This is a genomic window from Acinetobacter thutiue, assembly GCF_030385805.1.
GTDB lineage: Bacteria > Pseudomonadota > Gammaproteobacteria > Pseudomonadales > Moraxellaceae > Acinetobacter > Acinetobacter corruptisaponis.
Map to the genome: position 1 here is coordinate 37,802 of NZ_JAUDZE010000006.1, position 26,323 is coordinate 64,124.

General features: G+C 42.8%; 23 protein-coding genes and 1 pseudogene. 8 read left to right on the top strand and 16 right to left on the bottom strand.

Going from position 1 to position 26,323, the window contains the following annotated elements; genetic code table 11:
* Together QTA56_RS12630 and QTA56_RS12635 are read right to left on the bottom strand one after the other, a co-directional pair.
* On the bottom strand, positions 1-546 hold the full coding sequence (locus tag QTA56_RS12630; RefSeq protein WP_267981294.1) for an ankyrin repeat domain-containing protein: 546 nt from the start codon (positions 544-546) through the stop codon (positions 1-3).
* Between the two features lie 139 nt (positions 547-685).
* Positions 686-1,057, bottom strand: coding sequence for an HPF/RaiA family ribosome-associated protein (locus QTA56_RS12635; RefSeq protein ID WP_267981295.1), 372 nt, complete (start codon positions 1,055-1,057; stop codon positions 686-688).
* Between the two features lie 368 nt (positions 1,058-1,425).
* On the opposite strand from QTA56_RS12635, the gene QTA56_RS12640 reads away from it, so the two are divergent.
* From QTA56_RS12640 to QTA56_RS12655, 4 genes are all read left to right on the top strand, one after another.
* Entirely contained in the window at positions 1,426-2,151 is a 726-nt protein-coding gene (locus tag QTA56_RS12640) for an outer membrane protein OmpK (RefSeq protein WP_267981296.1), read from the top strand.
* Between the two features lie 93 nt (positions 2,152-2,244).
* Positions 2,245-2,790, top strand: a complete 546-nt coding sequence (locus QTA56_RS12645; RefSeq protein WP_267981297.1) for a GNAT family N-acetyltransferase — start codon at positions 2,245-2,247, stop codon at positions 2,788-2,790.
* A 71-nt stretch (positions 2,791-2,861) separates the two neighbouring features.
* On the top strand, positions 2,862-3,602 hold the full coding sequence (locus QTA56_RS12650) for a hypothetical protein (protein ID WP_267981298.1): 741 nt from the start codon (positions 2,862-2,864) through the stop codon (positions 3,600-3,602).
* 269 nt (positions 3,603-3,871) lie between these two features.
* A complete protein-coding gene (locus QTA56_RS12655; protein ID WP_267981299.1) occupies positions 3,872-4,219 on the top strand; it encodes a hypothetical protein in 348 nt (115 codons plus the stop codon).
* A gap of 75 nt (positions 4,220-4,294) precedes the next feature.
* Here the strand turns inward: QTA56_RS12655 and urtE are convergent, their stop codons facing one another.
* The 7 genes from urtE to QTA56_RS12690 form a co-directional block, all read right to left on the bottom strand.
* Positions 4,295-4,993 (bottom strand): urea ABC transporter ATP-binding subunit UrtE, encoded by a 699-nt coding sequence (urtE, locus tag QTA56_RS12660; protein ID WP_267981300.1) that lies wholly within the window; start codon positions 4,991-4,993, stop codon positions 4,295-4,297.
* A gap of 9 nt (positions 4,994-5,002) precedes the next feature.
* The gene (gene urtD / locus QTA56_RS12665; protein ID WP_267981301.1) at positions 5,003-5,830 is read right to left on the bottom strand and encodes an urea ABC transporter ATP-binding protein UrtD; all 828 of its coding nucleotides are present in this window, start codon (positions 5,828-5,830) and stop codon (positions 5,003-5,005) included.
* On the bottom strand, positions 5,827-6,900 hold the full coding sequence (gene urtC / locus QTA56_RS12670) for an urea ABC transporter permease subunit UrtC (protein ID WP_267981302.1): 1,074 nt from the start codon (positions 6,898-6,900) through the stop codon (positions 5,827-5,829). The genes urtD and urtC overlap by 4 nt, the downstream gene beginning before the upstream one ends.
* A 4-nt stretch (positions 6,901-6,904) precedes the next feature.
* Positions 6,905-8,527 carry an urea ABC transporter permease subunit UrtB gene (urtB, locus tag QTA56_RS12675; RefSeq protein WP_267981303.1) on the bottom strand — a complete coding sequence of 541 codons (1,623 nt, stop codon included), beginning with the start codon at positions 8,525-8,527 and terminating at the stop codon, positions 6,905-6,907.
* An 89-nt stretch (positions 8,528-8,616) separates the two neighbouring features.
* Complete coding sequence (urtA, locus tag QTA56_RS12680) at positions 8,617-9,897, bottom strand: urea ABC transporter substrate-binding protein (RefSeq protein ID WP_267981304.1); 1,281 nt, start codon at positions 9,895-9,897, stop codon at positions 8,617-8,619.
* 262 nt (positions 9,898-10,159) lie between these two features.
* Positions 10,160-12,043, bottom strand: coding sequence for a DNA topoisomerase IV subunit B (gene parE, locus QTA56_RS12685; RefSeq protein ID WP_267981305.1), 1,884 nt, complete (start codon positions 12,041-12,043; stop codon positions 10,160-10,162).
* 14 nt (positions 12,044-12,057) lie between these two features.
* Positions 12,058-12,648 (bottom strand): YqiA/YcfP family alpha/beta fold hydrolase, encoded by a 591-nt coding sequence (locus QTA56_RS12690; RefSeq protein WP_267981306.1) that lies wholly within the window; start codon positions 12,646-12,648, stop codon positions 12,058-12,060.
* A 263-nt stretch (positions 12,649-12,911) separates the two neighbouring features.
* Between QTA56_RS12690 and QTA56_RS12695 the strand changes: the two genes are divergently transcribed.
* Complete coding sequence (locus tag QTA56_RS12695) at positions 12,912-14,258, top strand: PGAP1-like alpha/beta domain-containing protein (protein WP_267981307.1); 1,347 nt, start codon at positions 12,912-12,914, stop codon at positions 14,256-14,258.
* Between the two features lie 61 nt (positions 14,259-14,319).
* On the opposite strand, the pseudogene QTA56_RS12700 reads toward QTA56_RS12695, so the two are convergent.
* From QTA56_RS12700 to gshA, 6 genes and pseudogenes are all read right to left on the bottom strand, one after another.
* Positions 14,320-14,553: pseudogene (locus QTA56_RS12700) on the bottom strand (hypothetical protein); the annotation flags it as partial.
* Positions 14,549-15,277 (bottom strand): hypothetical protein, encoded by a 729-nt coding sequence (locus QTA56_RS12705; RefSeq protein WP_267981308.1) that lies wholly within the window; start codon positions 15,275-15,277, stop codon positions 14,549-14,551. The pseudogene QTA56_RS12700 and the gene QTA56_RS12705, both read right to left, overlap by 5 nt.
* Before the next feature lies 1 nt (position 15,278).
* Complete coding sequence (locus QTA56_RS12710) at positions 15,279-17,444, bottom strand: LysM peptidoglycan-binding domain-containing protein (protein ID WP_267981309.1); 2,166 nt, start codon at positions 17,442-17,444, stop codon at positions 15,279-15,281.
* A gap of 2 nt (positions 17,445-17,446) precedes the next feature.
* A complete protein-coding gene (locus QTA56_RS12715; RefSeq protein ID WP_267981310.1) occupies positions 17,447-20,773 on the bottom strand; it encodes a type VI secretion system Vgr family protein in 3,327 nt (1,108 codons plus the stop codon).
* A 172-nt stretch (positions 20,774-20,945) separates the two neighbouring features.
* Positions 20,946-21,452 (bottom strand): disulfide bond formation protein B, encoded by a 507-nt coding sequence (locus tag QTA56_RS12720; protein WP_267981311.1) that lies wholly within the window; start codon positions 21,450-21,452, stop codon positions 20,946-20,948.
* Positions 21,453-21,470: 18 nt separating this feature from the next.
* Positions 21,471-23,048 (bottom strand): glutamate--cysteine ligase, encoded by a 1,578-nt coding sequence (gene gshA / locus QTA56_RS12725; protein ID WP_267981312.1) that lies wholly within the window; start codon positions 23,046-23,048, stop codon positions 21,471-21,473.
* A gap of 235 nt (positions 23,049-23,283) precedes the next feature.
* Here gshA and QTA56_RS12730 point away from each other — a divergent pair, with 235 nt between their 5' ends.
* From QTA56_RS12730 to QTA56_RS12740, 3 genes are read left to right on the top strand one after another with little or no spacing between them, the layout of a single operon-like run.
* On the top strand, positions 23,284-23,823 hold the full coding sequence (locus tag QTA56_RS12730; protein WP_267981313.1) for a DUF924 family protein: 540 nt from the start codon (positions 23,284-23,286) through the stop codon (positions 23,821-23,823).
* A gap of 37 nt (positions 23,824-23,860) precedes the next feature.
* The gene (locus tag QTA56_RS12735; protein ID WP_267981314.1) at positions 23,861-24,418 is read left to right on the top strand and encodes a CC0125/CC1285 family lipoprotein; all 558 of its coding nucleotides are present in this window, start codon (positions 23,861-23,863) and stop codon (positions 24,416-24,418) included.
* A 16-nt stretch (positions 24,419-24,434) separates the two neighbouring features.
* Entirely contained in the window at positions 24,435-25,742 is a 1,308-nt protein-coding gene (locus tag QTA56_RS12740) for a DUF445 domain-containing protein (RefSeq protein WP_267981315.1), read from the top strand.
* A 36-nt stretch (positions 25,743-25,778) separates the two neighbouring features.
* Here the strand turns inward: QTA56_RS12740 and QTA56_RS12745 are convergent, their stop codons facing one another.
* Positions 25,779-26,228, bottom strand: a complete 450-nt coding sequence (locus tag QTA56_RS12745; RefSeq protein ID WP_267981316.1) for a hypothetical protein — start codon at positions 26,226-26,228, stop codon at positions 25,779-25,781.
* Between the last annotated feature and the right edge of the window lie 95 nt (positions 26,229-26,323).

Consider the following 26,323-nt stretch of genomic DNA (forward strand, 5'->3'; position numbering starts at 1 on the left):
TTATGCCGTTAACTCTTTTGACATTTTTGCGCCATGGCGACGTAGTAATTCTAGTGTTTCGCGCTCTTCCTGCAAGGACTCCGACCAGTCAATTTCATCAAAATCGCAGTCAAAGAATAACTGGCTAATGGATGACAAAATGGTGAGGCCCTCTTCATCACGGGTATTCGGATCAACCTTTTCATCCAGTAGACGCTGTACCACAGGCACACAGGCCGAGCTTGCCGCATCCCACAGTGGTCCATAAAATTCCTCGGCATCCCATAAATGCAGGTTTGCCTTGGCCTGAATCAGCGCCTCTAAAATCTCCAGATAAACTTTCAGCTGATGTTGCTTCTCTGCATCAGTAAACGGTTTGCCAGCCTCGTAGGCCTCACAGACATTCTCCCACCAGACAAACAGACCATCACATAAAATGGAAACAGGAAATCCATGCTCTGGGTCAATAAAGTTCGGGTCAAGCCCATCAGCAAGTAAAGACTGCACCTGGTCCAGATCGAGTTGTTGTATGGCTTGCACCAAGGCCTGCTGTTGCTTACTTAACATGACCAGCTCTCACAATATTTGAATGGCTCTATTATGCCGAATATCCCAACAGGATTTTATAAAACAGCCCAAAAATCATGTATAAATTTGATACACACATAAAAAAAGCCCACTTTGGGCTTTTTTTATGCATATCTGCCTATGCTTCTTTGAGGTCTATGTCATCATCGACATCAACATATTCTGGCAAGCCACCACGGTGGTGGTCTTTTTTCTCATATAAATGTTCCAGACTGCGTTTCAGCTTATCAATCGCACCATGAATGGATGCATCAATATTGGTCGCTTTATGCGTTACCGCAACAGGTTTTAGGCCTGCTGGACGAGCCTCGATCATGCAACGCTTGTCATGATCGCCCGATTTCTCCCCATTTTCATCACTAATATGAACCGAAAAATGTGTAATACGTTCGCTATAACGTTGGAATTCTTGCGTAAGTTCTGCACGGACATAACTGATTAAACGTTCGCTACCATGAATGTTCTTATCTGTACGGATTTCAATATTCATAAATATCTTCCTCTCTTTTCTAGTGAGACGGTGCTACAAAACTTTGTTATCTGGCACACTTTGAGCATGCATTCATTCAGTGCAGTTGTATATTCTGATTATGTAAATGCCTGTGGTCTCCTTGCTTTGCATCGGTTGCATTTTAGTCGTGGAGAAGATCTTCTATCATTCCAATATCTGTCTTTCATCACAAATATGCAAGCTGATTTTTGACATTTTGATGAAAACCTGATCAAAAAGCGGCCTAATACCATCTCATTCCTGATTTGCCGTTCCATACAAATCTTTTGAGCATTTGGTCAAATTTGGCTTTATTTTTGCTTAATACCCTGTATGCTTTACACGCCTTTTTGGGGGGAGATTTTTAAATGCAATTGAAGCAACTTACAGCGGCATGTTTATTGGTATCTACAGCGGCGTTCGCCCAAGCGAAGCCGATCTGGCAGGATTTCAGCCTGACGGGTTTATACGGTGAAAATTATGAAGTTGTTGATGAGCAACAGACAACTGTAACCGTTGAATATGCGGCAAAAGTAAAATATGCCGATGTATTTTTCTTTATGGACCGCATGCGCGGTGGCGACGACCATAAAAGCACCTATTTCGAACTCTCTCCACGTTTAAGCCTGGGTGAAGTTTCGGGTCAAAAACTTGCTTTTGGTCCAATTAAAGATGTGTTGATCTCAACAACGTGGGAAAGCAATAACGATGACTTTTCTAGTTTTGACAACTTCTTATATGGTGTAGGCTTCGATCTTGCTATTCCATATTTCCAGTATGCGAACATCAACTTCTACCGTGCCAACAACGAAAACACCACTGATGACTATCAAATGACCATTGCTTATGCATTGCCATTTAAACTATCAAATGAAGATTTCCTCGTAGATGGTTTCCTTGACTGGTCTACAGGCGAGAAAGATCATGCCAGTGAACTGAACTGGACAACGCAATATAAGTGGAATGTCGGTAAACACATTTCACCTGAAACACGTTTGTACCTCGGTATTGAACACTCGGTTTGGAATAACAAGTTTGGTATTAAAGGCAGCGACGAAAACAATGTCAGCGCCTTGGTTAAATACCACTTCTAAACAGTCAATATGTTTAAAAACAGCAAGCTCCGTCTTGCTGTTTTTTTTGTAATCACGCATATTCGGAATATGTGAACTTTCTTTTATTTTCTCATGTCATTCGGTCTTAAGCTTGCAGCACACTCCTTGAATCCCCGTTATCAGATTCGTTTTGCCACAGTGGATGATTTAGCACAGATTCTCGCGATCTATAATCATGAAATCCTCACAGGGACAGCCAACTGGAATGATCAGGCAGTGAGTCTAGAACAATACCAACAACGCTTTCAAAGCATGCAACAACAGCAATTTCCAATGATTGTGGTTGAAGATCAACTCAATAACAAAGTTGCTGGTTATGCCTATTACTCAGCCTTTCGGGCGATTAGCGGTTATCGTCAAAGTATCGAGCATTCTGTTTTTATTGTCCCAGGCCATGCACGCCAAGGTTTGGGTAAGGCCCTGATGCAGCAGTTGATCCATCTCGCAGCACAACAAAACATGCATATCATGGTGGCTGCGATTGATAGCGAAAATACAGGTTCTATTGTCCTGCATGAACAGCTTGGCTTTATCCAGACAGGCTATATGCCACAGGTTGGGCAGAAGTTTGGTCAATGGCGTGATTTGCTCTGGATGCAGTTGAAACTCTCAAGCTAACAATTAGATCACAGCATATATTTCCAATGATTGTTTAAAATGAATATCAAGCAGCTTTAGAAATATCGAAAATGATGAGAACAACTCAACTTTGCCTGATGGTTATGACAGCAATTGGCTCAGCCTCAACTTTTGCTGAAGATTCATTTGAACAAGAATTACAACAAGGCTGTGCCAAAGTGAAACAATATGCCCAAGCAGGCAAAAAGTTTTACGATCAAAAGCAATATGCCAAAGCAGTAAAACAATTTGAAGATCAAGCTGCATGGGCTCAGTTCTGCCAAATGAATGCTGACGAAAGTGGTATTCAGGTGACTGACCGAGACATTGAAATTGCCAATAATAATGTGGGATTGAGTTATGCAAAGTTAGGCAAACCCCAATGGGCAAGAGTTTGGTTTTTAAGAGATAAAGACTCTAAAACTAGCCAATACAACCTGAAACAGCTAGCAAAGCCCCAAATATCTAAAGACCTACAAGGCACTTATGTTCGAGCCAATGATTTTGGGCAATGGGATTACATTAAGGTCAGTAAAAAGCAAAATAAGTATCAGATCGCTTTTGATGGCTATTACTTTGGACTTAGAGGCCTGATCTATGGTCCAAATATGGGGCAGTTCGAAACCAGCATGCCAATCATTGCAAAACAGGCAAACTACCGTTATGAAGACTGTCAGATCAAACTCCAATTTGCTAATGACCCTAATCTAGGTCAAAAAATTGAGGTGGAACAGAACAATGGCGAATCTTCTTGTGGCTTTGGACACAATGTTTATGCTGGTGGGACATTCTATAAAGTGGAGAAGAAATAGGTCTAAAATAATAAAATAAAGGATTTTATTTTATTATTTTTTAATCGCCAAAAAACAAAAATACTGGCAAATAATGAGGAAAAACTTTGATTACAACAATTTTTATTTTGGCAATCATTTTGGGTTTTATGATTTTCATTAAAACTTCATTCGACAAAAAATACAACAACTCCAAAATTCAGACATTTATGAAACGTAGCTTCTGGATTTGTGTTTATCTTCTCCCTTTCATTTGTTTCATATTCATTAAAGACCTGAGTCATCCTCATATGCCTAATAATGCAAGTGGTTCATATGCATTGGGAATAGCTTTAATAACATTTATTTCACCTATTTTTATCATCATTGGGTTCTTAATAGGTCATGTATTCTTTCTTGCAATATTTATGATGCTTGATTTAATCATTTCAAAAATTTATGGTTATCATGCTAATTATATATTTAGTATTGTATTCACCACTTTAATTATGATTGGCATTTTAGAACTTATTTGGTGGAAAGGATTCTACTCGGAAGACTCTATTCCAATTCGAATTTATACATGGAACACAGCAATACTAACTTTACCATGGCTACCAATTATTGGCGCTCTAGTAATACCAAAATGGAAAAAATGAAAACTTTAATCTCAATAGGCTGATTAAGATCAGCCCTTACATAAATCTTAATTTAATGGCTAAGGATGAGTAATACTAAATCGCCACCAACTCCCGAATCCCCTTTTCAGGCATTTCTACCCCTTGCCCCTGTGCAATCACCTGCCCACGCGCCATTACCGTATAGTTATCTGCTAATTCCTCAGCAAAATCATAAAACTGCTCTACCAAGACTATCGCCATTTCCCCTTGATCTGCTAATTTACGAATGACCCGACCAATATCTTTAATAATCGAGGGCTGAATACCCTCCGTTGGTTCATCTAAAATCAAGACACTAGGCTCAGAAGCCAACGCTCGGGCAATCGCAAGCTGCTGCTGCTGACCACCCGATAAATCCCCACCACGGCGATGTTTCATTTCATCAAGTACAGGAAAAATTTCGTAGAGATGACTCGGTACTTTTCGGGTTTTTGCGCCTGAAAATTTTGCCATGCCAATCAGGATGTTTTCCTCTACCGTCAAAGTTGAAAAAATATCTCGTCCTTGCGGTACATAGGCCAATCCTGCACGTACTCGTTGCTCAGGAGACATCTTGGCAATATCTTTGCCGTCTAACAAAATCTGTCCTGACTTAATCGGTAAAATCCCCATCAAGCATTTCAGCAATGTGGTTTTACCTACGCCATTACGTCCTAAAACAACGCTGCATTCCCCTACAGGCGCAGATAAAGACACGTCACGCAGAATATGACTGCCACCATAAAACTGGTTAATTTCTTTCACTTCTAACATGGCAGTCTCCTAGCGTCCTAAATACTTTTCAATCACATCTTCATTGGCCTGCACCTCTGCCAATGTGCCCTCTGCCAAGATTGCGCCCTGTGCCAACACCGTGACCTTTTCGCTGATGGTGTCAATAAAGCTCATGTCATGTTCCACCACCACAAGGGTATGATTTTTCTTGAGTTCCAAACATAGTTCAGCCGTACGTTCGGTTTCCGCATCGGTCATGCCTGCCACAGGTTCATCCAGTAAAATCAGTTTCGGACGTTGCATCAACAACATGCCAATTTCCAGCCACTGCTTTTGACCATGTGACAATAATCCTGCTGGTTTTTGCACAAATTCCTTTAACCGAATTTGTTCCAGTGTTTCATCCAGTGCCAACTGTGCTTCTGGGTCTAAACGAGAAAATAAGCTTTTCTTGACTCGTTTATCTCTGGGTGCAGCCAACAGTAAATTTTCCATTACGCTGAAATTTTCAAATACCGTTGGTTTTTGGAATTTACGCCCAATACCCGCTTCGGCAATTTGTTCGGTACTCATTTTGGCAAGATCGTAATTCTGCCCAAAAAATGCTGTGCCCGTGGTTGGGCGGGTTTTGCCTGTAATCACATCCATGAGCGTGGTTTTCCCTGCACCATTTGGTCCAATGATGCAACGTAATTCACCCTCTGCGATATACAGCGATAAATCATTCAATGCGCGGAAAGAATCAAACCAGACACTGACTTTTTCCAGATACAAGGCAATGCCATGACTAAAATCCGCGCCCTGTGTTTTGGCCCGCCCATAACCCTCACCAAGTTGACCGCCATGTTGAGCTGAGTTGGTTAATAAATCACTCATTCGCTGCGCTCCTTTTTAAAACGGTCAAACACACCAATTACACCTTTCGGTAGGAACAAGGTCACCACAATAAATAATGCGCCCAAGATCAATAACCATGCTTCTGGTGCTGCCACGGTAAAATAGGTTTTCACCGCATTAATCAAACCTGCACCGAGAATCGGTCCAATCAAGGTGCCACGCCCCCCTGCGGCAACCCACACCGCCATTTCAATCGAGTTGACTGGATTCATTTCACTTGGGTTGATAATGCCAACCTGTGGCACATACAACGCACCTGCAATACCCGCAATCACGGCAGATAATACCCACGCTGATAGCTTGTACCACAGCGTGCGATAACCCAAATATTGCAAACGGTTTTCGCTGTCACGAATTGCGCCAAGCACCCGACCATAAGGACGGTTCATCAATTGACGCAAACCGATAAAACACAGCATCAACGTTAATGCCGTAACAAAACAAAGTGTTGCACGCATTGGTGCAGAAGTGATGTCAAAGCCCAACAGCGTTTTAAAGCCTGTAAAACCATTATTGCCACCAAAACCTGTTTCATTGCGGAAAAACAACAGTGCCGCAGCAAAGGTCATGGCTTGGGTAATAATCGAGAAATACACGCCCTTGATTTTTGAGCGAAAGGCAAAGAAACCAAAAATAAAGGCAACTAATGCAGGGATGAGTAACACCAAAACCATTGCCCAGGCAAAATGTTCAGTCCCGACCCAATACCACGGCAATTCCGTCCAACTCAGGAAGCGCATAAAATCAGGCAGTCCATCACCTGCGGATTGGCGCATCAGATACATGCCAAAGGCATAACCGCCCAAGGCAAAATATAGACCATGCCCCAAACTTAAAATACCTGCATAGCCCCAGACCAAATCCAGTGCCAGCGCAACCAACGCCAGACACATGATCTTGCCGATCAGGGTAATCCAATACGCTGACAGATAAAATGCCGAATCAGGCGATAACAAATGCAACCACGGCAAAGTCAGCAACACTGCAAAACAAATTGCAATGGCGATTGCGCTATAGGGCTTATCTGCAAATAAAGAAGTGATTTTCATTGGCTTACTCCACAAAACGACCTTTGATGGCAAACAAACCTTGTGGACGCTTTTGGATAAACAAAATCACAAGAACCAACAGAATAATTTTGGCTAAAACCGCACCTAAACCAATCTCCAACACTGTACCGCTGATGCCCAGTCCTAATGCTGCAAGTACCGCACCCCACACCTGACCCACACCGCCCACCACAACAACAAGGAAAGCATCAATAATGTAGTTTTGTCCAAGGTCGGGGCCAACATTACCCACCTGCGCCAAGGCACAGCCTGCCAGTCCAGCCAAGCCAGAACCCAAACCAAATGCCAGCATATCGATACGTGCCGAACGAATCCCCACTGCACGCGCCATTTGACGGTTTTGCGTCACCGCACGGACAAACAAACCAAATCGTGTTTTATTGAGCAAGAATACCAACAGCAACAGCACCGCAATGGTAAAGCCAATAATTGCGATACGGTTATACGGCAGCATCAGGCTTGGTGTAATCGCAATCCCGCCACTCAACCATGCCACATTGGACACCTCAACGTTTTGTGCCCCAAACATCATGCGAACCGCTTGCATGAGGATCAAGCTCACCCCAAAAGTGGCTAATAAAGTTTCCAGTTGGCGACCATACAATGGACGAATCACTGTACGTTCAATCAACATGCCAATTAAGGCACTGACTAGGAATGCCGCTGGAATTGCTGCCAGTAAATACCAATCCACCACGCCAGCAAAATGGGTTTTAAAAAAGCTTTGCACCATATAGGTGGTATATGCCCCGATCATGATCAGCTCACCATGGGCCATATTGATGACCCCAAGCAAACCGTAGGTAATCGCAAGACCAAGCGCTGCTAAAAGTAAAATACTGGCGGTACTGAGCCCTGAAAAGATATGCCCAGACCACTCACTGATTTGAATGCGGGTTTTAATTTTGTTTTGTGCTTCGACCAAAGCCGCTTTTAATGTCGCATTGTTTTGGGGTTGTTCCAGACTTTGATTGATCAATGCCAATACATCGGGACGGTTGGAATCCGCCAACACTTTCACCGCTTCGATTTTGGTAAATTCATCTGGGCTATTAAAATCCAAACGGGCTTTCAGTTGTGCGAGACGTGCTTTGACCGCTTCACTCTTTTCATTGAGATACAACTGTTTTACCGTTGCAACATCCAGCTCATCCAGATTGTTTTCTAAAATATCCACCGCAGCCAAACGCTGCGAAGCATCATCTGAATTGAGTTTGGCTTTGGCCTGTCCAAAATTCAGCGCCTTACGCAAGGTATTGACCAAGGTTACTTGAGACAAATCTGATGGCCAGGTTTCCAAAACTTGTTGTTGTGGGTAACTTAATAGTTTTTCATCGTTTTTTAAGATATAGGTATTGCCTGAACCATCGGTATATAACTCATTTTGGTCAAAATACGCCACCAACTGATCCAGTTGTTCAATACTGGCAGGCCATTGATTCAGCATGGCACGACGAGCGGCAAAGTCAGATTTTACAAAAGTTTGAATCGCATCCTGAGAAGTTGTAGACGTCACGGTTGTTGCGGATGTGGCTTCTGCCCATGCAGGACTCAAAATCATCTGTGCCATGATGCAGAGCAGTGCCAAAACATAGTGTTTCGCCATAGGACTCCCCTTATATTTTCTATTTAAATCAATCAAAAAAATAAAACCAAGAAAAACCTGCTGCCGAAACAGCAGGTTGTATGCGCAAGTTATTTAGGAATATAAGGGCTCCAAGGCTCTGCTTTAATCGTTTCAGGTGTTTTGTAAACCACATCGAATTGGCCATCACCACGGATTTGCCCGATCATCACAGGTTTATGTAAGTGGTGATTAGTTTCATCCATTTTCAGGGTATAACCCGATGGCGCAGCAAAAGTCTGACCTGCCATAGCATCGCGGACTTTATCAACCTCTGTCGAACCTGCTTTTTCAACCGCCTGCTTCCACATATTGATACCGACATAGGTGGCTTCCATCGGATCATTGGTCACAACCTTGTCGGCATTCGGAAGTTTGTATTCCACCGCATATTGCTTGAATTTATTAATAAAATCGGTATTTTTCGGATTCTTCACTGACATGAAATAGTTCCATGCCGCCAAATGCCCCACCAGTGGCTTGGTATCAATACCACGTAGTTCTTCTTCGCCCACCGAGAATGCCATCACAGGAATATCAGAGGCTTTGATACCCTGATTGCCCAACTCACGATAGAACGGCACGTTTGAATCACCGTTGATGGTGGAGATCACCGCAGTCTTTTTACCCGCAGAGAATTTTTTAATATTGGAAACGATGGTTTGATAGTTGCTATGACCAAATGGTGTGTATTCTTCCATGATGTCTGCATCGGCAACACCTTTAGATTTCAGGAATGCACGCAAGATTTTATTGGTGGTACGTGGATAAACATAATCAGTACCGAGCAACACAAAACGTTGTGCCTTGCCACCCTCATCACCCATTAAATATTCCACCGCAGGAATCGCTTGCTGGTTCGGTGCTGCACCTGTATAGAAAATATTTTTAGACTGTTCCTGACCCTCATACTGCACTGGATAGAACAATAGGCCATTGAGCTCTTCCACCACAGGAAGCACTGATTTACGTGATACTGAAGTCCAGCAACCGAAAATCACCGCGACTTTATCCTGGGTAATCAACTGACGCGCTTTCTCTGCAAACAACGGCCAATCCGAAGCTGGATCAACGATCACAGGTTCCAGTTTCTTACCTAGTACCCCACCATTGGCATTGATTTCATTAATGGTCATCAAGGCGGTATCTTTTAATGAAGTTTCAGAAATCGCCATCGTGCCTGACAGTGAATGTAGAATCCCCACCTTAATCGTGTCACCGCTTGCGGCTGGTGCTGCCGCCTTGGTTTCTGTTTTTGCTGCTTCTGTTTTTTCGGCTGGTTTAGAACAACCTGCCAGACCTACCCCCATCATGGCTGCCATAAGAACGGACATTGATAATTTATTTTGCATCTTGTTTCTCCCCACACATGGATATTGTGATTTTTACTGAGTGGAGTTATTCAATTTCTATGCCAACAATTCAACATATTGTTTTACTTATATTTTATTTAAAATTGTTCGACAATCACAGCATCTTGTATACAACATTGCATACAAAAAATACGTGGTGAACTAAAATGATGCACATTAATTTATCCTAAATAGAGCTAGACCCTAGATAAAGAAAAGCCAAGCATGCAAGCTTGGCTGACTAATCCATTAAACTAATCATTTAAACCGCTATATCCGCCAGATTTCCTTTCTGCTCTAACCAATGCTTACGGTCAGCCGCACGTTTTTTCGCAAGCAACTTATCCAGCAAACCTGCTGTTAAATGTGCATCATCCAGATCGAGTTGCACCAAACGGCGCGTATTTGGGTCCATCGTGGTTTCACGCAACTGGCTGGCATTCATCTCACCCAGTCCCTTGAATCGGGTGATCTGCGGATTCTTATTGCCCTTGACCTTTTTCAAAATCGTTTCAAGCTCATCATCATCCAGCGCGTAATGTACATCCTTACCAATATCAATACGATAAAGCGGTGGCATTGCCACAAACAGATGCCCATCTTCCACCAAAGCAGGAAAATGCTTTACGAATAATGCACACAGCAAGGTCGCAATATGGAGGCCATCCGAATCTGCATCGGCAAGGATACAAATCTTGCCATAACGCAACTCGGATAAATCATCACTGCCAGGATCAACCCCAATCGCAATCGCAATATCATGGACTTCCTGTGAAGCCAACACTTCATCCGAAGACACTTCCCACGTATTTAGGATTTTGCCTCGAATTGGCATAATCGCCTGAAAATTCTTATCACGTGCCTGTTTAGCACTACCGCCTGCAGAATCACCCTCGACAATAAACAATTCACTTTCTTCACGGGTCAAACCCACACAATCCGCCAGTTTGCCAGGTAATGCTGGGCCTGCCACAATCTTTTTACGCTCAACCTTTTTCGCAGCCTTTAAACGACGTCCAGCCTTGGCAATTGCCATTTCAGCCAGTTGCGTGGCAATTTCAGCATGCTGGTTGAGCCATAGCGCAAATGCATCCTTGGCAATATTCAGCACGATATTGGATGCTTCACGGCTGGACAAACGTTCTTTGGTTTGCCCTGAAAATTGCGGCTCCTGAAATTTCAGCGACAGGATGAAATTCACCCCATCCCAGACATCTTCGGCAGAAAGTTTCATATTACGCGGTAATAAATTGCGTAACTCACAGAACTCACGCAAGGCCTCAGTCACACCCGAACGTAAACCATTGACATGGGTTCCACCCTGCGCGGTTGGAATCAGGTTGACATAACTTTCCTGAATCGACTCACCACCCTCAACATTCCAGCAGATCGCAAACTCACAGGCTGCACGTTCAGCCTGACCACTGCTAACAAAAGCTGGATCAGGCAAAATCTCCCGATCCTCCAGTTCATCCATCAGATAGTCGACTAGACCATTCTCAAACTGCCATTCAATCTTTTCATTATTAATTTGATCGATATAAATAATTTTTAAACCTGCCGCCAACACCGCTTTGGCTTTTAAATTATGCTTCAGGGCTTTTAAGGCAAACTTCGGACTGTCAAAATACTTGGCTTCTGGCCAAAAGCGAACGGTTGTGCCTGTGGCACGTTTTGCCACTTTCCCCTCTAGTACCGATAAAGGTGCCACAGGTTCACCCTGCTCAAACACCATCTGATACAGATTGCCCTGACGTTGTACCGCCACCTCAACCCGTGTGGATAAGGCATTGACCACGGAAATACCTACACCATGCAGACCACCAGAAAATTGGTAGTTATCGGTACTGAACTTTCCGCCCGCATGCAGCTTGGTCAGGATAATCTCGATCCCGCTTTGTCCATATTCAGGATGGATATCGACAGGCATGCCACGGCCATTATCCTCAACTGACAGGGAACCATCTTCATATACCGTGACACAGATCTGGTTGGCATGTCCTGCAAGCGCTTCATCCACCGCATTATCAATCACCTCCTGCGCCAAATGGTTCGGACGCGAGGTATCGGTATACATGCCTGGACGACGACGAACTGGGTCTAAACCAGAAAGAACTTCAAGGGATTGTGCCGTGTATTGTGTCACTTGGTCTGACTTCCTTATTGGAGGGCTGCCGATAAAAATTCGAGGACTAAGGGTAGTTTTTCTTCAAAATCATCCATTGCATGATTGCCACCCATGTCGGTTAGAATCAACGAGGATGGCTGTGCTGCACTATAATAGCGTTGTGCCTGACGATAATCCAAGACTTCATCGCCTTGTTGCAACAGCACCAGAATTTTATCAGCATGATTGAGTCTGGTGTTGGCAATTGATTGTAGTTGCTGCAATTGATCAGTATCAAGTGTCCATGATTCAGTCACCTTGAGTGGGATTTGCTCAATTCCAAACAAATCCTGAAACAGTTGCCATGGTTGCATGGCTGGATTGATCAGTACAGCAGGACATCCATATTTTGCGACAAAATATGTCGCATAAAATCCCCCCAAACTGCTTCCAACCAATACCACTTGGTCACGTGGCAGACTTACGATCAACCCAGAGATTTTTTGCAGCACTTCATCAGGTGATAGGTTCAGATCAGGTAAATGCACCTGAGACTGATCGTGGTTTGCACAATATTGTCTCAATTGCTGCCCTTTTTTAGACATGGGGTTGCTACGGAAACCATGTAGATAGATAATTTGCATATGCACCAAAATAGACAGCAGCTTGACTTATAGTGAAATAAATCACATTATTAAGCACAACAGTTAATCAAATAACAATATAAATTACATATAAGCTTCATATTGTCGGACACAAAAAACGATACTGTATTCCGTTCATCAGTATTCTAAAAAAATTACTTATGAAAGACATAAGATGTAAGCGTTTGTTGTAGTTTATCTAAACAGTATTAAACTGAATAACATCAAACCTTCGGTATATACAAAAGGATGGGGAAATTAATATGCCAAGTTTAACACCTCTGCATGAAACCTACTGTAAGTGGGATCGTACACCCCCAAGTCAGGCAGATGTTTTGGAAGGTTTGGCACAACTTGTGAGCACCAGTTTGAGTGGGGTTCATGAATTGGTGCAGTTGGTACAAACTGAAGTGTTACGGACTACGCTCGGTTTAAGTGCACAAAAAGCCAGAAATTTACAAAAACTTCCACAATTACAAAAGTTTTATCATTTTTCCTATGATGCCATCCAGAAATATGGTCGCTGTTTTCTTGCACCAAGTCTGCGCCGCATCATTGAGCGATTCCCAGTCCTACATGACAAACCACTGACCCCGACCCTACATTTCGTGGTGGGGGCGCTGAATGGGATCTTTGGGGATTTTTTCCTTAAGCAGCATAATCCAATGGCTTTGCCGATGGTGCTGTATGACCATTATGGATCACTACAGCAAGGTGAGTTGACTGGGCGTGTGGTGATTTTGGCCCACGGTCTGTGCATGAACCATTTAACCTGGTCAAACCAGCGTTATGGCGGCATTGGTGAGCGGTTACTGGCACAGCGTGATAACAACACCATGCTGTACCTGAACTACAATACAGGACGACGCATTTCCGCCAATGGCCGTAGTTTTGCCAATACGCTTGAAGATCTGGTGCAACGCAATCCACGTATCACCAGTATCGACCTGATTGGTCACAGTATGGGTGGGCTGGTTTCACGCAGCGCGCTGTTCTATGGCAAACAGAACCTGTATCAATGGGTTCATATGGTTGAGAATCTGGTCTGCATTGGTTCACCTCACCATGGCGCAGCGCTTGAGCGTTTCGGTTTTGTATTACAGGATAAACTTGGCGCATTTCCTTTTATTAACCTGATTGGTCAGTTGGTCAATATCCGTAGTAACGGTATTCTGGATCTACGCTATGGTAGTGTCCGTGATGACGACTGGGAACATAATAACGCACGTATCGGGTTTGCGGACGACAACCGCAAACCTGCACCATTACCGTCTCATATCAACACATTCCTAATCGCGGGAACACTGGAGTTTGAGAAGTTGCGCAACAAGGCACTCAAGGTGATTGGAGATTCACTGGTCAGTGTCAAGAGTGCTTTGGGAGAACATCCAAACCCTCGTTTCCAGCTTAAATTACCCGAAACACATAAAGCTGTGTTTTATGGACTGAATCACTTTGAAATTCAGTATCATTCCAGTGTTGCGGAACAGATTACCCGCTGGCTATACCCTGAAGTGGGTGAAGTGATTGAAGAAGGCGTTCAAACACATATGGTGAATGTACCACACAATTATACTTTCGAAGACCTCGATGGAATTGTTGAGACCTAAAGCAAAAAGCTCGGCTATGGCCGAGCTTTTTAAATGAACTTGGTTTACTCTTAACAGCAGATCAAAATACTGTCTTCTCACAACCTAAGGTCGATGAAATACATTTTAGATCAACATTCAAAACAGCTTGGAATGGAGAAACTTTTCCATCCTTATAAGTTTTAATATTTGTAAGATATATATACTACCCCTTTTTTGAGTCATATACTACTTGGTCACCCAATAATACGTCCGTTTGCTCACTACTATCTTTATTATCAAAGAGTATTACGGGTATTTCACTAAAATTATTATTTTAATGATACTCGCTTCTCTTTATTATTTTCCATATAAATTAAATTATAATTTTTATCAATTAATACATTTTTATTTGCTGGAATAAATTTGTTTTCCACCACACCAAAAGCATTAATGATTGTAATAGCAAGTTTTGGACCCTCATTCTCATTATCTTCAAATGGAGAAATAATAATTTGTTTACCATTTTCTGTTTCAGGAAGAATAATACTATCTCCATAACTTCGAGAAATAGACGAATAATATTCAAGTAGATCAGATGAACTCACCAAATGAAATTTAGAACAAATATTTTTATCTTTGTTCAAAAGGCATTTAAGATGATCAACTGAATTGTAGGGTAAATATGTTACTGCCAAACCATGAACATTTCTTTCTTCCTTTGTTATTTTCCCAGTGGTTAAAAATGACAATCTGGATAAATATTCATCTCTATAACATTGATTTCTAATTAGACCTGCACCCTCCCCAGCCACATAATTTATTTTCCTTTCACAATTATTTTTTATTTTTTTCACCCATTCATTATAATCATTTTTTTCTCTATTTTTTTCATTATCAAGTTTAATAATTAATTTTTTATTCTCCTTTTCTATACATTGTATACTTTCATAAACAGTATTTTTATTACAATTTACTGATGAACTATCCGCACATGCTGATATTGTTAAACCAAATGTCAATAATAGCAATCCTGTACTAACTATATATTTACTAAACATATTAAATTCCTTTGAAGTTTTTAGGGAGAACAATTTTAAAAGATTTTGGCATTTTACTTTTGAGTTCAGTCGTAGTACCATGAGCGTGTATAGCTGTTCCATTACCAAGTATCATACCTTTTTTTACTGCTTCATCATGAAATTTATCTACCCATGCCTTTCTATTTTTTGCATCTGAATAATATTTATTTGCATAGTTTAGATTTTCCCCAATGATAGAGGATTTACCATTCGCTCTCTCGATAAGATAATTATTAACAAAATTCCTAATTCTATTACTTATAGCCGAAATTGGCATCTTCTCAACACTACCATAAGGGTCTAAACTTTTAGGACCTGTAATTTTAGAAAACTGCCTATCAGCATTAACTACACTTCTGACACTGTTTCCCCATACACCTGACTTGGCTCTATTCATAATAGTATCTACAACACCAGCAGCTTGATCGGTAAAATATTTCTCTGTTTTAAATTTTATCACTTCAGTTTCAGTTACTTTCATAATATCTATAATATCATCATTACTTAGTACTAATTCATCTACTAGATTATTTTGTAGTTTTGGTATTGAAACCACACCACTACAACTTAGAATATTAGAAATTTTCAAACTATTTACAAGAGCAACTAATTTAATACCATTTAACTCTACTATAGTTTTCTTAAATTTTTCATTATTCAGATATATATCTGCAAATGCTGTAACATCAAAATGTACCCATGTAGTTGCTCCTGATGCTCCACTATTAAAAATCTTTGGTTCTAAATAAATTTTATTAGTTGTCCTTTGTTCAGATGCTCCCATTTTTTTAGCCATAATCTCTTTTCTGATAAACTCCATATCATTGACTTCACGAGTTCTACTCCCATTCTTATTAAAATGAATATCCAGAGCTAACCCCATATGATTAACCGATGTTCTTCCATGTGCTTTATTATTTTCAATACATCTATAACCAGATTCTATATAAGCCACTTCTATTTTCTTTTCCTTGAATTCTTTTTTTAAATAGAAATTTATAGCCTTTAATATCCATATTAAACTTCGATGCAGTCCTGGATATTCATTTGCTTTGTTTGAACCAGATGCAATCCCCATCTTACCATTACCAAAACCCGAACATTTGCCACAATTACAAGCAGCTTTCCCCATAAAACTAGCAATAGGGTATTCTTCATAAAACTTATCTAAAGCTACCAATACAGACCCACAAATTTTCCCCGTCTCTGGTACACCCATATAATCTCGTTGAAACTGCTTAATGCATTTTGCAGTCAACTCTGTAAAATCATCAGTTGGCAAAGCCCCTCCAAATCCTGCTAAACGGATATTAATCTCTCGGATTAACTCACTCTTTCCGCTTGAAATGCATTGTGGATTGGTTTTACATAAATTCGGCGTATCTACTTTAGGAGTCCCACCCTCTTGACTACGGTCTTCTACGGTAGCTATTTTTGTAGCTGTTGCTTCATTTAATGCTTTTTTAGCTTCTTCATATAAGTCATTTGCTTGATCTAAAGCTTTATTGCCGTATTCTTGTATTGTTCCTAAAATTCCTTCATTCTTTTTTTCTGTTTGTGTTGTAGCTAATGGTTTTTTAGAGCCTTGTGGAGTAACTCCTGTTTGTTTTGGTTGTTTATTTTCTAGCTTCGGCTTTGATTTTTCTTGATGTGAGTTATTTCCTATAGCAGGAATATTCACTGGTAATTTAATAACTTGCCCAATACCAATCTTGTTTGGGTCATCTATTTTATTCAAACGCTCTAATGCTCGAACAGTTGTATGATTTTTTTGAGCTATTCCAAAAAGGGTTTCACCCTTTTTTACAACATGAGTTTTTCTTTGATATTGCCCATTATTACCTTGAGTTGTTAATGTTTTTAAATCTAAAAGAACTTTTGGGCTTGTAATTTTTACCAGCATGCAGTCTTTGGACATTACAAAACTTTGTACCTTGACCATCAAACCATTAAACATACTTTTAATATAAACATCTAAGGTGGTGCCCTTATCTCGACTAATTTCAACAATACACCCAGAAGAGTTGGTTGCTCCAGCAGCAATAACTTGACCAGTTCTCTGGTTTTTTACTTCATATTGTGCTTTTGAGATTGGGCTACCAAATAAATCTAGGATTTGTATTGTAACTAATGATTTTTTATTCATTTTTAACCCTTGTCTTCTATATTATTATCAATTTTCAACTCTCTACTTCCAACATTTTTATCTTCTAAAAAGTCATCTTCATCAAAACTGTCAATTACCAATCCCCATTCATCATCAGAGCCAACCAGAACTTGGACTTTCGTTGGGTCTGATGTGCTAATTTTTCCTGTACGACCATGCTCATCTATTGTTCCAGAGGTAAATGAATTCGTTTCAGGAATAAAAACTTTATAGCTAAGCTGACTGAAATCACTTTCCCAAAATAAATCGTAAATGTCTAAACGATTACTAAAAGTTGGAGTATTAGGCAATTCGGGCACCTCATATGAAACTTTTGCCCCCGCAGTAAACAAATGCTGCCCTGCCTTACTTTCAAACTTACCACCTGTTGTTGAAAATACGCCCTCTGCATTAATCTTGAGCTGAGAACCACCAGCAGTTAACACAATCTCTTTTGGACTGGTGATTTCAATCTTTTCTTCAGTAGATATGAGTTTAATCACTTTTCTGGCAATTGCTTCAATGGCATCATCCTGTGCCTGGAACTCTAACTTCCCTTTTGCCGCATAAGCCCTTAAACCCTTTTGGGCGGCGAACAGACTAATCTTGTCCTGGGCATGGCCTATGATATTCTTTTGCGCACTCAGGTTAATCGAACCGCTGGCACTTTCCGCGATGTCCTGTGAGGCCTGCAAGATGATATTCTCAGGTGTGGTCAATGCAATCCCATTTGGTGATGCCAAAAGCATCAGGGCCTGTCTAAAGATTTTACCCTGTTCTTGCTGCTTGGTATCTGAGCTGTTTTCCAGACCTTGTGTATATCCCTCCATAAATCCCTGTAGAGAACTCAACGCTTTTGAGGGGGTAACCTCTAATTTATTTCCCTTGTTAAACGTTCCACACGAACTCATCAAGTCAAAGTCTTTAATTTCCACATTGGCCAGAACTTTTCCAACTTCCTTAATGCTTTCAAACGGATTTTGGAAGATTCGATCCTTGATACTTGCAAGCTTGCCCTTGACAGTATCTGTGCCGTGTTCTTCAACGTTTTCGATAAACTCTTTCAGGTTCTCAACCGCATCCTTGGCATTATTAAAAAAGGCATTGAACTCGTCCGCGATTCCTTTCGCATCTCCCCCCAGTGCACCAATATCCTCAATAAAACCCCCACAATCCTTTAAGGCATGGATTGGATCTTTATTCACGCTTTCTTTAAACAGATTCAGCGTGCTGTCCAATGCCTGTCCTGTGGTTTTTAATTCAAGTGACTGGATAAATTTCGGCAAGCGGTTAATCACATTTAATGCATCAGTCTGCTGTTTTGCAGCGATCTCACTCAGCATTTTCATACTCTCGTAACCCTGTGACAGTAGAGACTGCGCCTGGGCTGCCTCCAGATGGTCAGCAATGGCCTGTTCCTGCGCATAAGTACTAATCAGCATTCCCTTACCAGCCCGCACCGCCCCCCAAGCATCGGTTCTAAGCTCAAAGCCCTCACCACGACCATTACTGGTTGCCTGTTCCTTGGGATGGCTAAGGTTGCCCAGGTTCAGCTGTGTTGCCGCATGGCTGCTTTGCAGTTGGGTACTGATCTGGCCTGTGGTATCGTCAAATCGTAGTTGGTTAAAACCACTGCCATTGACCTCCTGACTGCGGATGCCACTGAGTTTTTTGGTGTCTGGCAGTTGTCCTTTCACATCAAATTTAGTCGGAGAGCGTTGTGCCTCATGGATTCGACCCGTAACAAAAGGACGGTCAATGTTGCCATCAAAAAAGTCGATGACCACAACCTCACCAATACGCGGTAGGAAGCGTGCGCCATAGCCCTCACCCGCCCAAGGAGTCAGCACATCGATCCATGCTGAATCTGTGTCGTTGTCATTGCTGCCTGCTCCACCATCATGCCCATGATCATCGACTCGGGTGAATAAGAAACGCACCTTGATTCTCCCCCATTCATCCACATGGATGGTTTCGCCCTCTGGGCCCACCACCTTGGCACGCTGGGGATAGACAACTGGACGATGCTGCTGTGGATCATATTCAGGCACTGTCTTGATGTAGCGGCGAATCAGGATCAGTTCATTGCCCTGTCGCTCAACATCATTATCGCCATGTTTATCCCAACGACTTTGAGTCAAAAGCTGACCAACCTGTTGCTGGAGGTCCTTGGGTAAATTATTCTGGTTATAGAAATGCTTACCTGTAATCAGAAACTCCTGATCAGCCCCCTCGTGCTGGCCGATTTCAGGGTGGTCATGCAAGCTAAACCAATACCCAACCTGTGTGTCACGCACACTGCTATAGGCCTTAAAGTATTTAGCCTGACTGGCATGGTGATCATTGAATTGCTGGTTCAGTTTTTCCAGTTGGTGATGGCCTGAAGCCGTTGCGTTATCTTCTCCATTCAGGTCCTGCATCCATGCGGGACTGATATGCCAAGCCTGCTCAAGACTCAGGCTGGCTGAATCAAACTGCTCTGAATGGATATGGGTGGTGGCAACTGACCCTGCACCTTCTTCCTGCGCAAGCCCATCTGGTTGCCAACGTTGCACATGCACCGCAGTGGGTTGCAAATGACGCACGGCAATAAAGCCTGTAATGCTGTCCTGTTGCTCTGTCGCACTACTCCGATGGTAGCGAATAGAGCGGCGCGGCAAAGCCTGATATTGACTGTTGTCATCAATCAGTCGGAATTTCTGTGGCTGTACAGGCAGGCTAAAATGGGGAACAAACAGTTGGGCTTCATCAACTAGCCAGTTGATGCCTTCACTGCGCCATAAACGGGTCAGGAAATCATAGTCCGATTCATTATGCTGCATGATAAACGGACGAATATCATAGTTCTGACTTAACCCGTTCAGATCCAGGCTCAGGCTTGTGGCAAAAAGTGGACTTTTTTCCTGCCATTCCTTAAATATAATCTCAGTGACCTCAATGATGCTCTTGTTCATGAAAACACGGCTATTACGGCGTTTATGCCATAAGCTTGTCGCATCTTTCATGATCAGTTTATATAAGGTCAGCGCCCCATCACTTTGACCATAGCTGGCCTCAGTAATCATGCCCGTGGTGCGGAACAATTGACCTGAGTCAGTCACCTGATCGACTGCAACCTGAACCCCAATGAATTGTTTAAGCGCAATATGGGCGTTGGTGGATAAACAGATCAACTCAACATCCAGCCCTGTATTCAGCTGGTGTTGCCCCTCAATGCGTTGTAAGAAAACCTGACTATTTAGAATTTGATTAGAAAATTGTACGTGTACAGCACGTTTTTGTGCGCTTAGCCCCATTTTTTCTAATACATTAAAAATATTAAAAAGCATTTTTATAATCATGGTACAAAGAATCGGCTGCACTTTATAAAAAAACAGACACCCCTGTCTACAAAACCCTGACCATTTTTAGCAAAAAATTACATTTTTGTTTACTTACTGACAAAATAAGGCCCTAAACATCAGTAGTGTTTAGGGTCTTATTTAAGGTGAAGATTCTGTTTTATTTTTGGATAACAGGATATTTTCTAAACAATTGCCATAGGCAGATCAGTAGAATCAGGCTGAAATAGAGTAACGACCATACAGGCAGGGACTGACCTAGAAAAGTCCAGTCAATTGCAGCACATTCACCCGATCCTGAAAGGACTTCCTTAAACACCGCTTTCATTGGCAGGGCATCCACCAGATAGTCAAGACCTGGGCCACAGCTCGGCACCTTGTCGGGTGGCAAGTGCTGTAGCCATACATGACGGGCTGCCACGCCAACCGACCAGCCAATCGACAAGGCCGCCAGCAACGCATAAAAACGTTTAAAGGCGTTTGAAATTGGGTTATGGATAAATGCAATCAGTGCAATCAAACCCATCCCAATCAGGCCAATACGCTGGAAAATACACAGTGGACACGGTTCCAGCCCCTGCACATGCTCTAGGTACAACGCAAATGAGATACCAATAATGCTAGCCAACACCAGCACAGCACTGACTAAACGGTAGTTCCATCGCATGGGAAATCCTCTAAAATATTAGCGATATTGTGCAAGATATTGTCCAAAACTCATGTGGTGATCTTGTTCAAGTTGCGCCTGTTTTTGCAATGAAGTTTGCGCCAACTGTTCAAAATACTGTTGTCTTTCCACACTTAATGGATGTTGATCATAACTGTTGACATGCTGCTGCGCCATCATGCTACCAAAGCTCCACGTACCACCATGTTGTAGCGTATCCTCGATCACATGCGCAGACAGTGTCTGTTCAACATGGTTTAAACGTTGCTGCATCACCTGAACAGCATCCTGATAAAGCTGTGTACCATCTGTTTGGTCAAGTATGACCGCACAGGCCTGAATCGCATTTAAATGACGCTGTGCCCAATCCTGAAATGGTACTGTGGTCTGTCCCGCTACAATTTTGGCATCGGCGGCACGTCCACGATTGACCACTTCAATCTGGTTTTGATCAATCTGTTCCTGTTCATCGGCAAATAAATCAGGACTTTCATTCAATAAACAGTAGAGCGCCAGACTTTCCAGAAAGCCTGCCGTGGTTTCATCAATACCAATTGGACTATAGGGATTGACATCAACGGCACGAAGTTCAACATAGCCCACACCACGGTCTTTTAATGCCTGTGATGGAGTCTCACCCGCCTGAGGCACCTGTTTTGGACGAACCAGACTGTAGTATTCATTTTCAATTTGCAGCACATGATCATTGATCTGAATCGGTTCACCATTCTCATCATCTAGACCTAAATTGGTAAATTCAGGATAAGGGGTATGCACCGCTTTTTGTAATCCATCGAGATAATCGTGTAGATCGTTATAATGAATGCCCAATTCTTTTTGTGCTGAATTTTGGTATCCCAAACGCCCCATTCGCAATGCGGTTGCCTCGGGTAAATATAAAGTGCCCTTGACCAATGGCTGTAAATGATGCTCACGGCCTGTCAGGAAACAGCGGCATACCGATGGGCTTGCCCCCAACAGATACATAACCAATGGGGTAAGTCGGATAAAGTTCCGAATCAGGCCAAAATAGCGGTGACTACGATAATCTTGCAGACTGAGTTGTTTTAATTCTGGATTACTTTCATGTTGCTGCAAGCTGGCAAATAGCTGGTCTGGAAAAGACAGGTTGTAGTGCACCCCTGAAATGGTCTGCATACGGCGGCCATAGCGCACACCCAAACCACGGCGGTACAGCGTTTTAAAACGACCGATATTCGATGTGCCATACTGCGCCAGCTTAATATTTTCCTCATTGTCATCCAGCATACAGGGCATTGACAGTGGCCATAAGCGTTCACCATCTTCCAGTTGCTGATGCACAACACTGTGAATATCCCTGAGTTCATTTAACGCGGCGGCAATGCTGGTTTGCGGGGTGGTGATGAACTCCATCAACGCTTCGGAGTAATCTGTGGTGATATGTGGATGGGTCAGTGCCGAGCCCAAAGCTTTTGGATGGTTTTTTTGTGATAAAAATCCATTGCTTTGCATACGCAGACTTTCACGCTCTATACCACGCAGCATCCCCTTGAATAGCGAGGCATCTACCCACGTTGGTATCACAGAGGAGGAAAGTGTGCTGGGTTGATTCATATTATATGCTCGCTTGTTCAAGATCAGCCGACCAACGCAATGGCAACGACTTTGTCGAGTGTATTAGGATTTGAATAATACCCACCCTTTCGACTCAGCCAATTATAACGACAATTATGGCCTAGTCACCTGATTGTATTGGTTTAGCCTGGCAATTTTTAACACAATCCGATTATATAAAACACGCTGAAATTGTGATTTTATTAAAAATAAATCTTCCGATGGATACCTGCCCATGCAAGCGCAAGACATTCTTGATTTCTGGTTTGATCCTGACCACCGTTCACTCTGGTTCGCCAAAAGTGATGAATTTGATGCAAAAATTCGTGAGCGTTTTCAAGCAATTCATCATCAGGCTACCCAAGCCGAACTGTGGTCATGGCGCAAGACTGCTGAGGGACGCTTGGCCGAAATTATTGTGCTGGACCAATTCTCCCGAAACCTGTATCGCGACCAGCCACACGCCTTTGCCCAGGACAGCATGGCACTGATGCTGGCACAGGAGGCGATCAGCCTGCAACTGGATGCCCAGCTCAGTCCTGAACAGCGTTCGTTCCTGTATATGCCGTTTATGCACAGTGAATCAAAGCTCATACATGAGTTTGCACTCAAGCTGTTTCAACGACTGGGCAATGAAATCAATCTCAGCTTTGAGAAAAAGCATAAGCTGATTATTGACCGTTTTGGGCGCTATCCGCATCGCAATGCGATTTTAGGGCGAAGCTCAACCGCAGAGGAACTTGAATTTTTAACCCAACCGAACAGTAGCTTTTAGGGCCATCTTCCCAGACCCTGAAAAACAGGAATTGCATATGAAAACCTTATTAATGTGCACACCGCTCCTTGTCGCACTGACATTTACAGGCTGTGCCACCGTCCCATCACAACCCAGAACATTTGACCAGCTCGGACAGTTCACCGCTTATCCATTAAATGACAAAACTTACCGTGTGGGTTTCCAGGCCGATCGTAATTTGAGTTATGGTACAGCCGAGGAGATCACTTTATTAAAGGCGGCACAAATCACGGTCAGGAATGGTTTCCGATATTTCAGCGTTGTGGATGATCCAAGCAACGCCCGCCACAAGGCCCAGCGTCAGGCGGTAATTTATCCAGCACCATCCTATTACCCTTATGGCTACTATCGTCGTTACCCAGCCTTTTGGCCCGATCCATTCTACGATATGCCTCAAGTGGTCAATATTGATCCAGTTCAAGTGTCGTATACTATTGAGTGTTTTAAGACACAGCAGCAATCGCCTGACGCATTTGATGCACAGCTCATTTTGCAGTCCCTTGGGCCAAAATATGGACTGAGCCCAGCGGGAGATGTGTTGCAGCCGCCTGCGCCACCACAAGGCAAACAGTAAACTAAAGGATGACTAAATGAATTCAGCCGAAGAAATCCATGTTCCAAGCCTGCAAAGAAGCAAATACTTCGCCACCATGGCCCTGATTATCGCCGTGATGTCGTGGATTGGCTTTATGGTTGCGGCACATTTCCTCCCTGAATATAAATGGCTCATCCATATTTTCATGCTCGGCGCAGAGGCGGGTGTGGTTGGTGGACTGGCAGACTGGTATGCGGTCACGGTGTTGTTCCGCAATCCTTTTGGGAAAATGCCGCTACCGAAACTGTTGCGGGACCATACTGAAATCATTCCGAGAAACAAGGCACGTATCGCCGAGTCTATGGGCCGCTTTGTACAGGAAAACTTTTTATCGCCGCAGATTGTTGAGCGCAGCCTAAAAAATGCCGATATGAGTCTGGCGGTGGGTCAATGGCTGGCCAATCCGCACAACAACAGGCAAGTGGTGCAGATGATCCAGCATACTGTACCGAAGATCTTTGAGTTTGTGAGTCAGGACCAGATTGCCTACTTTGTCCAGAACAACAGTGTGCAATGGGTACGCAGCACCAAGATCAACAAGCTTGCCAGTGAAATGTTACGTGCCGTTCTGGAAAATGACTTCCATCAGGATGTGCTACAACGCGGCCTTGATCTGGCCCATGAATGGATTGTGTCGCATCCTGAAGAGGCACGCGACCTGTCACGCAAACTGTTTCAGGAACTGGGTGTCTGGAAACTTGCCAAGGGCGCAAGCTGGATCGGCATTGATGTACAGCAACGCACCATTGACTCACTGATTGAAAAGGTTGAGTCCATGCTGGCCAACCCTGAGCATCCGTGGCGGCAGGACATTGAAACCACCACGCATAACCTGATGTTGCAGCTTGCAGATAGCAACAGTGAAGCCAGCAAACGCTTAAATCAGGGCAAGGACGATGTGCTGGATAGTCCACAAGTGCTGAACTTTATCAGTGGCGCTATTGCCATTCTCTGTGATGCGATCAAAACCGACTTGATGCAGGCAGATTCAGGTATTGCCAGCAATTTACAGGCGGCATTACAACAGTTGGGCGAAAGCCTGATTCAGAATGAAAAAGTACGTCAGGTTCTGAATGAAAAAATGGTCGGTTTGGCAACCAACTTTAGCGAACAATATAGTGACAAAATCATCCGTTATATCAGTGAACGTATCCATGAATGGGATTCACGCGAAATGATTGCCAAAATCGAAAGTGAGGTGGGTGGTGACTTACACATGATCCGCGTCAATGGCGTGATTGTCGGGGCATTTATTGGCTTGGCACTGGGTGTGATTCGTGCCATTGTTGAAAATGTTTTATAAATAGCAATATAACGATGGGGGATTTATTCCTCATCGTTATGCAGATTGCGCTAGTTGTTGCTTGCTTTGCTGGTAATATCGAACCAAGGCGTCGGTGTCCTGCTTTAAAAACGCAGTGAGGTAGGCTTTAACCTGTACCAGTGAAAGCTGCTTAAACTGAACCGTCTCTTTCGCCTGAAGCGTAATTAATCCAAATATTTGTTTTTTAGGGACAACCACTGGAATGTCTGTCTTGACGATAAAGTTAAGTTCCTGAGATGACCCGTAGGTATTCAATACGATTTCTATGGTCTGCTCTGTCTTTTCATCGGTAATGGTAAAGGTCGGACTGGCACCATCCAGTTGCAACCAGCGGCTTAACTGCTGTTTCCAGCCCATTCGGTCAAATCTGGTCAATACCCCAATGGTATTCAAAGTCCCGAACTGCTCCACATCATTGAGATCAATATGATGCGGATAGCGTATTTTTAAATCGAAACTGTCCATTGCCTGATGTCCCATTTCACTATAATTGGTATTTAATTGAACCCCTCGATAGAAATTATAGCGCTTTACAGCAGCAACTAAAATAGCGTATCATC

Bases quoted from the DNA above. Each gene is read 5' to 3' on its own strand.
- QTA56_RS12630 (WP_267981294.1), bottom strand. From the start codon at position 546: ATGTTAAGTAAGCAACAGCAGGCCTTGGTGCAAGCCATACAACAACTC.
- QTA56_RS12635 (WP_267981295.1), bottom strand. From the start codon at position 1,057: ATGAATATTGAAATCCGTACAGATAAGAACATTCATGGTAGCGAACGT.
- QTA56_RS12640 (WP_267981296.1), top strand. From the start codon at position 1,426: ATGCAATTGAAGCAACTTACAGCGGCATGTTTATTGGTATCTACAGCG.
- QTA56_RS12645 (WP_267981297.1), top strand. From the start codon at position 2,245: ATGTCATTCGGTCTTAAGCTTGCAGCACACTCCTTGAATCCCCGTTAT.
- QTA56_RS12650 (WP_267981298.1), top strand. From the start codon at position 2,862: ATGATGAGAACAACTCAACTTTGCCTGATGGTTATGACAGCAATTGGC.
- QTA56_RS12655 (WP_267981299.1), top strand. From the start codon at position 3,872: ATGCCTAATAATGCAAGTGGTTCATATGCATTGGGAATAGCTTTAATA.
- urtE (WP_267981300.1), bottom strand. From the start codon at position 4,993: ATGTTAGAAGTGAAAGAAATTAACCAGTTTTATGGTGGCAGTCATATT.
- urtD (WP_267981301.1), bottom strand. From the start codon at position 5,830: ATGAGTGATTTATTAACCAACTCAGCTCAACATGGCGGTCAACTTGGT.
- urtC (WP_267981302.1), bottom strand. From the start codon at position 6,900: ATGAAAATCACTTCTTTATTTGCAGATAAGCCCTATAGCGCAATCGCC.
- urtB (WP_267981303.1), bottom strand. From the start codon at position 8,527: ATGGCGAAACACTATGTTTTGGCACTGCTCTGCATCATGGCACAGATG.
- urtA (WP_267981304.1), bottom strand. From the start codon at position 9,897: ATGCAAAATAAATTATCAATGTCCGTTCTTATGGCAGCCATGATGGGG.
- QTA56_RS12690 (WP_267981306.1), bottom strand. From the start codon at position 12,648: ATGCAAATTATCTATCTACATGGTTTCCGTAGCAACCCCATGTCTAAA.
- QTA56_RS12695 (WP_267981307.1), top strand. From the start codon at position 12,912: ATGCCAAGTTTAACACCTCTGCATGAAACCTACTGTAAGTGGGATCGT.
- QTA56_RS12705 (WP_267981308.1), bottom strand. From the start codon at position 15,277: ATGTTTAGTAAATATATAGTTAGTACAGGATTGCTATTATTGACATTT.
- QTA56_RS12710 (WP_267981309.1), bottom strand. From the start codon at position 17,444: ATGAATAAAAAATCATTAGTTACAATACAAATCCTAGATTTATTTGGT.
- QTA56_RS12715 (WP_267981310.1), bottom strand. From the start codon at position 20,773: ATGCTTTTTAATATTTTTAATGTATTAGAAAAAATGGGGCTAAGCGCA.
- QTA56_RS12720 (WP_267981311.1), bottom strand. From the start codon at position 21,452: ATGCGATGGAACTACCGTTTAGTCAGTGCTGTGCTGGTGTTGGCTAGC.
- gshA (WP_267981312.1), bottom strand. From the start codon at position 23,048: ATGAATCAACCCAGCACACTTTCCTCCTCTGTGATACCAACGTGGGTA.
- QTA56_RS12730 (WP_267981313.1), top strand. From the start codon at position 23,284: ATGCAAGCGCAAGACATTCTTGATTTCTGGTTTGATCCTGACCACCGT.
- QTA56_RS12735 (WP_267981314.1), top strand. From the start codon at position 23,861: ATGAAAACCTTATTAATGTGCACACCGCTCCTTGTCGCACTGACATTT.
- QTA56_RS12740 (WP_267981315.1), top strand. From the start codon at position 24,435: ATGAATTCAGCCGAAGAAATCCATGTTCCAAGCCTGCAAAGAAGCAAA.
- QTA56_RS12745 (WP_267981316.1), bottom strand. From the start codon at position 26,228: ATGGACAGTTTCGATTTAAAAATACGCTATCCGCATCATATTGATCTC.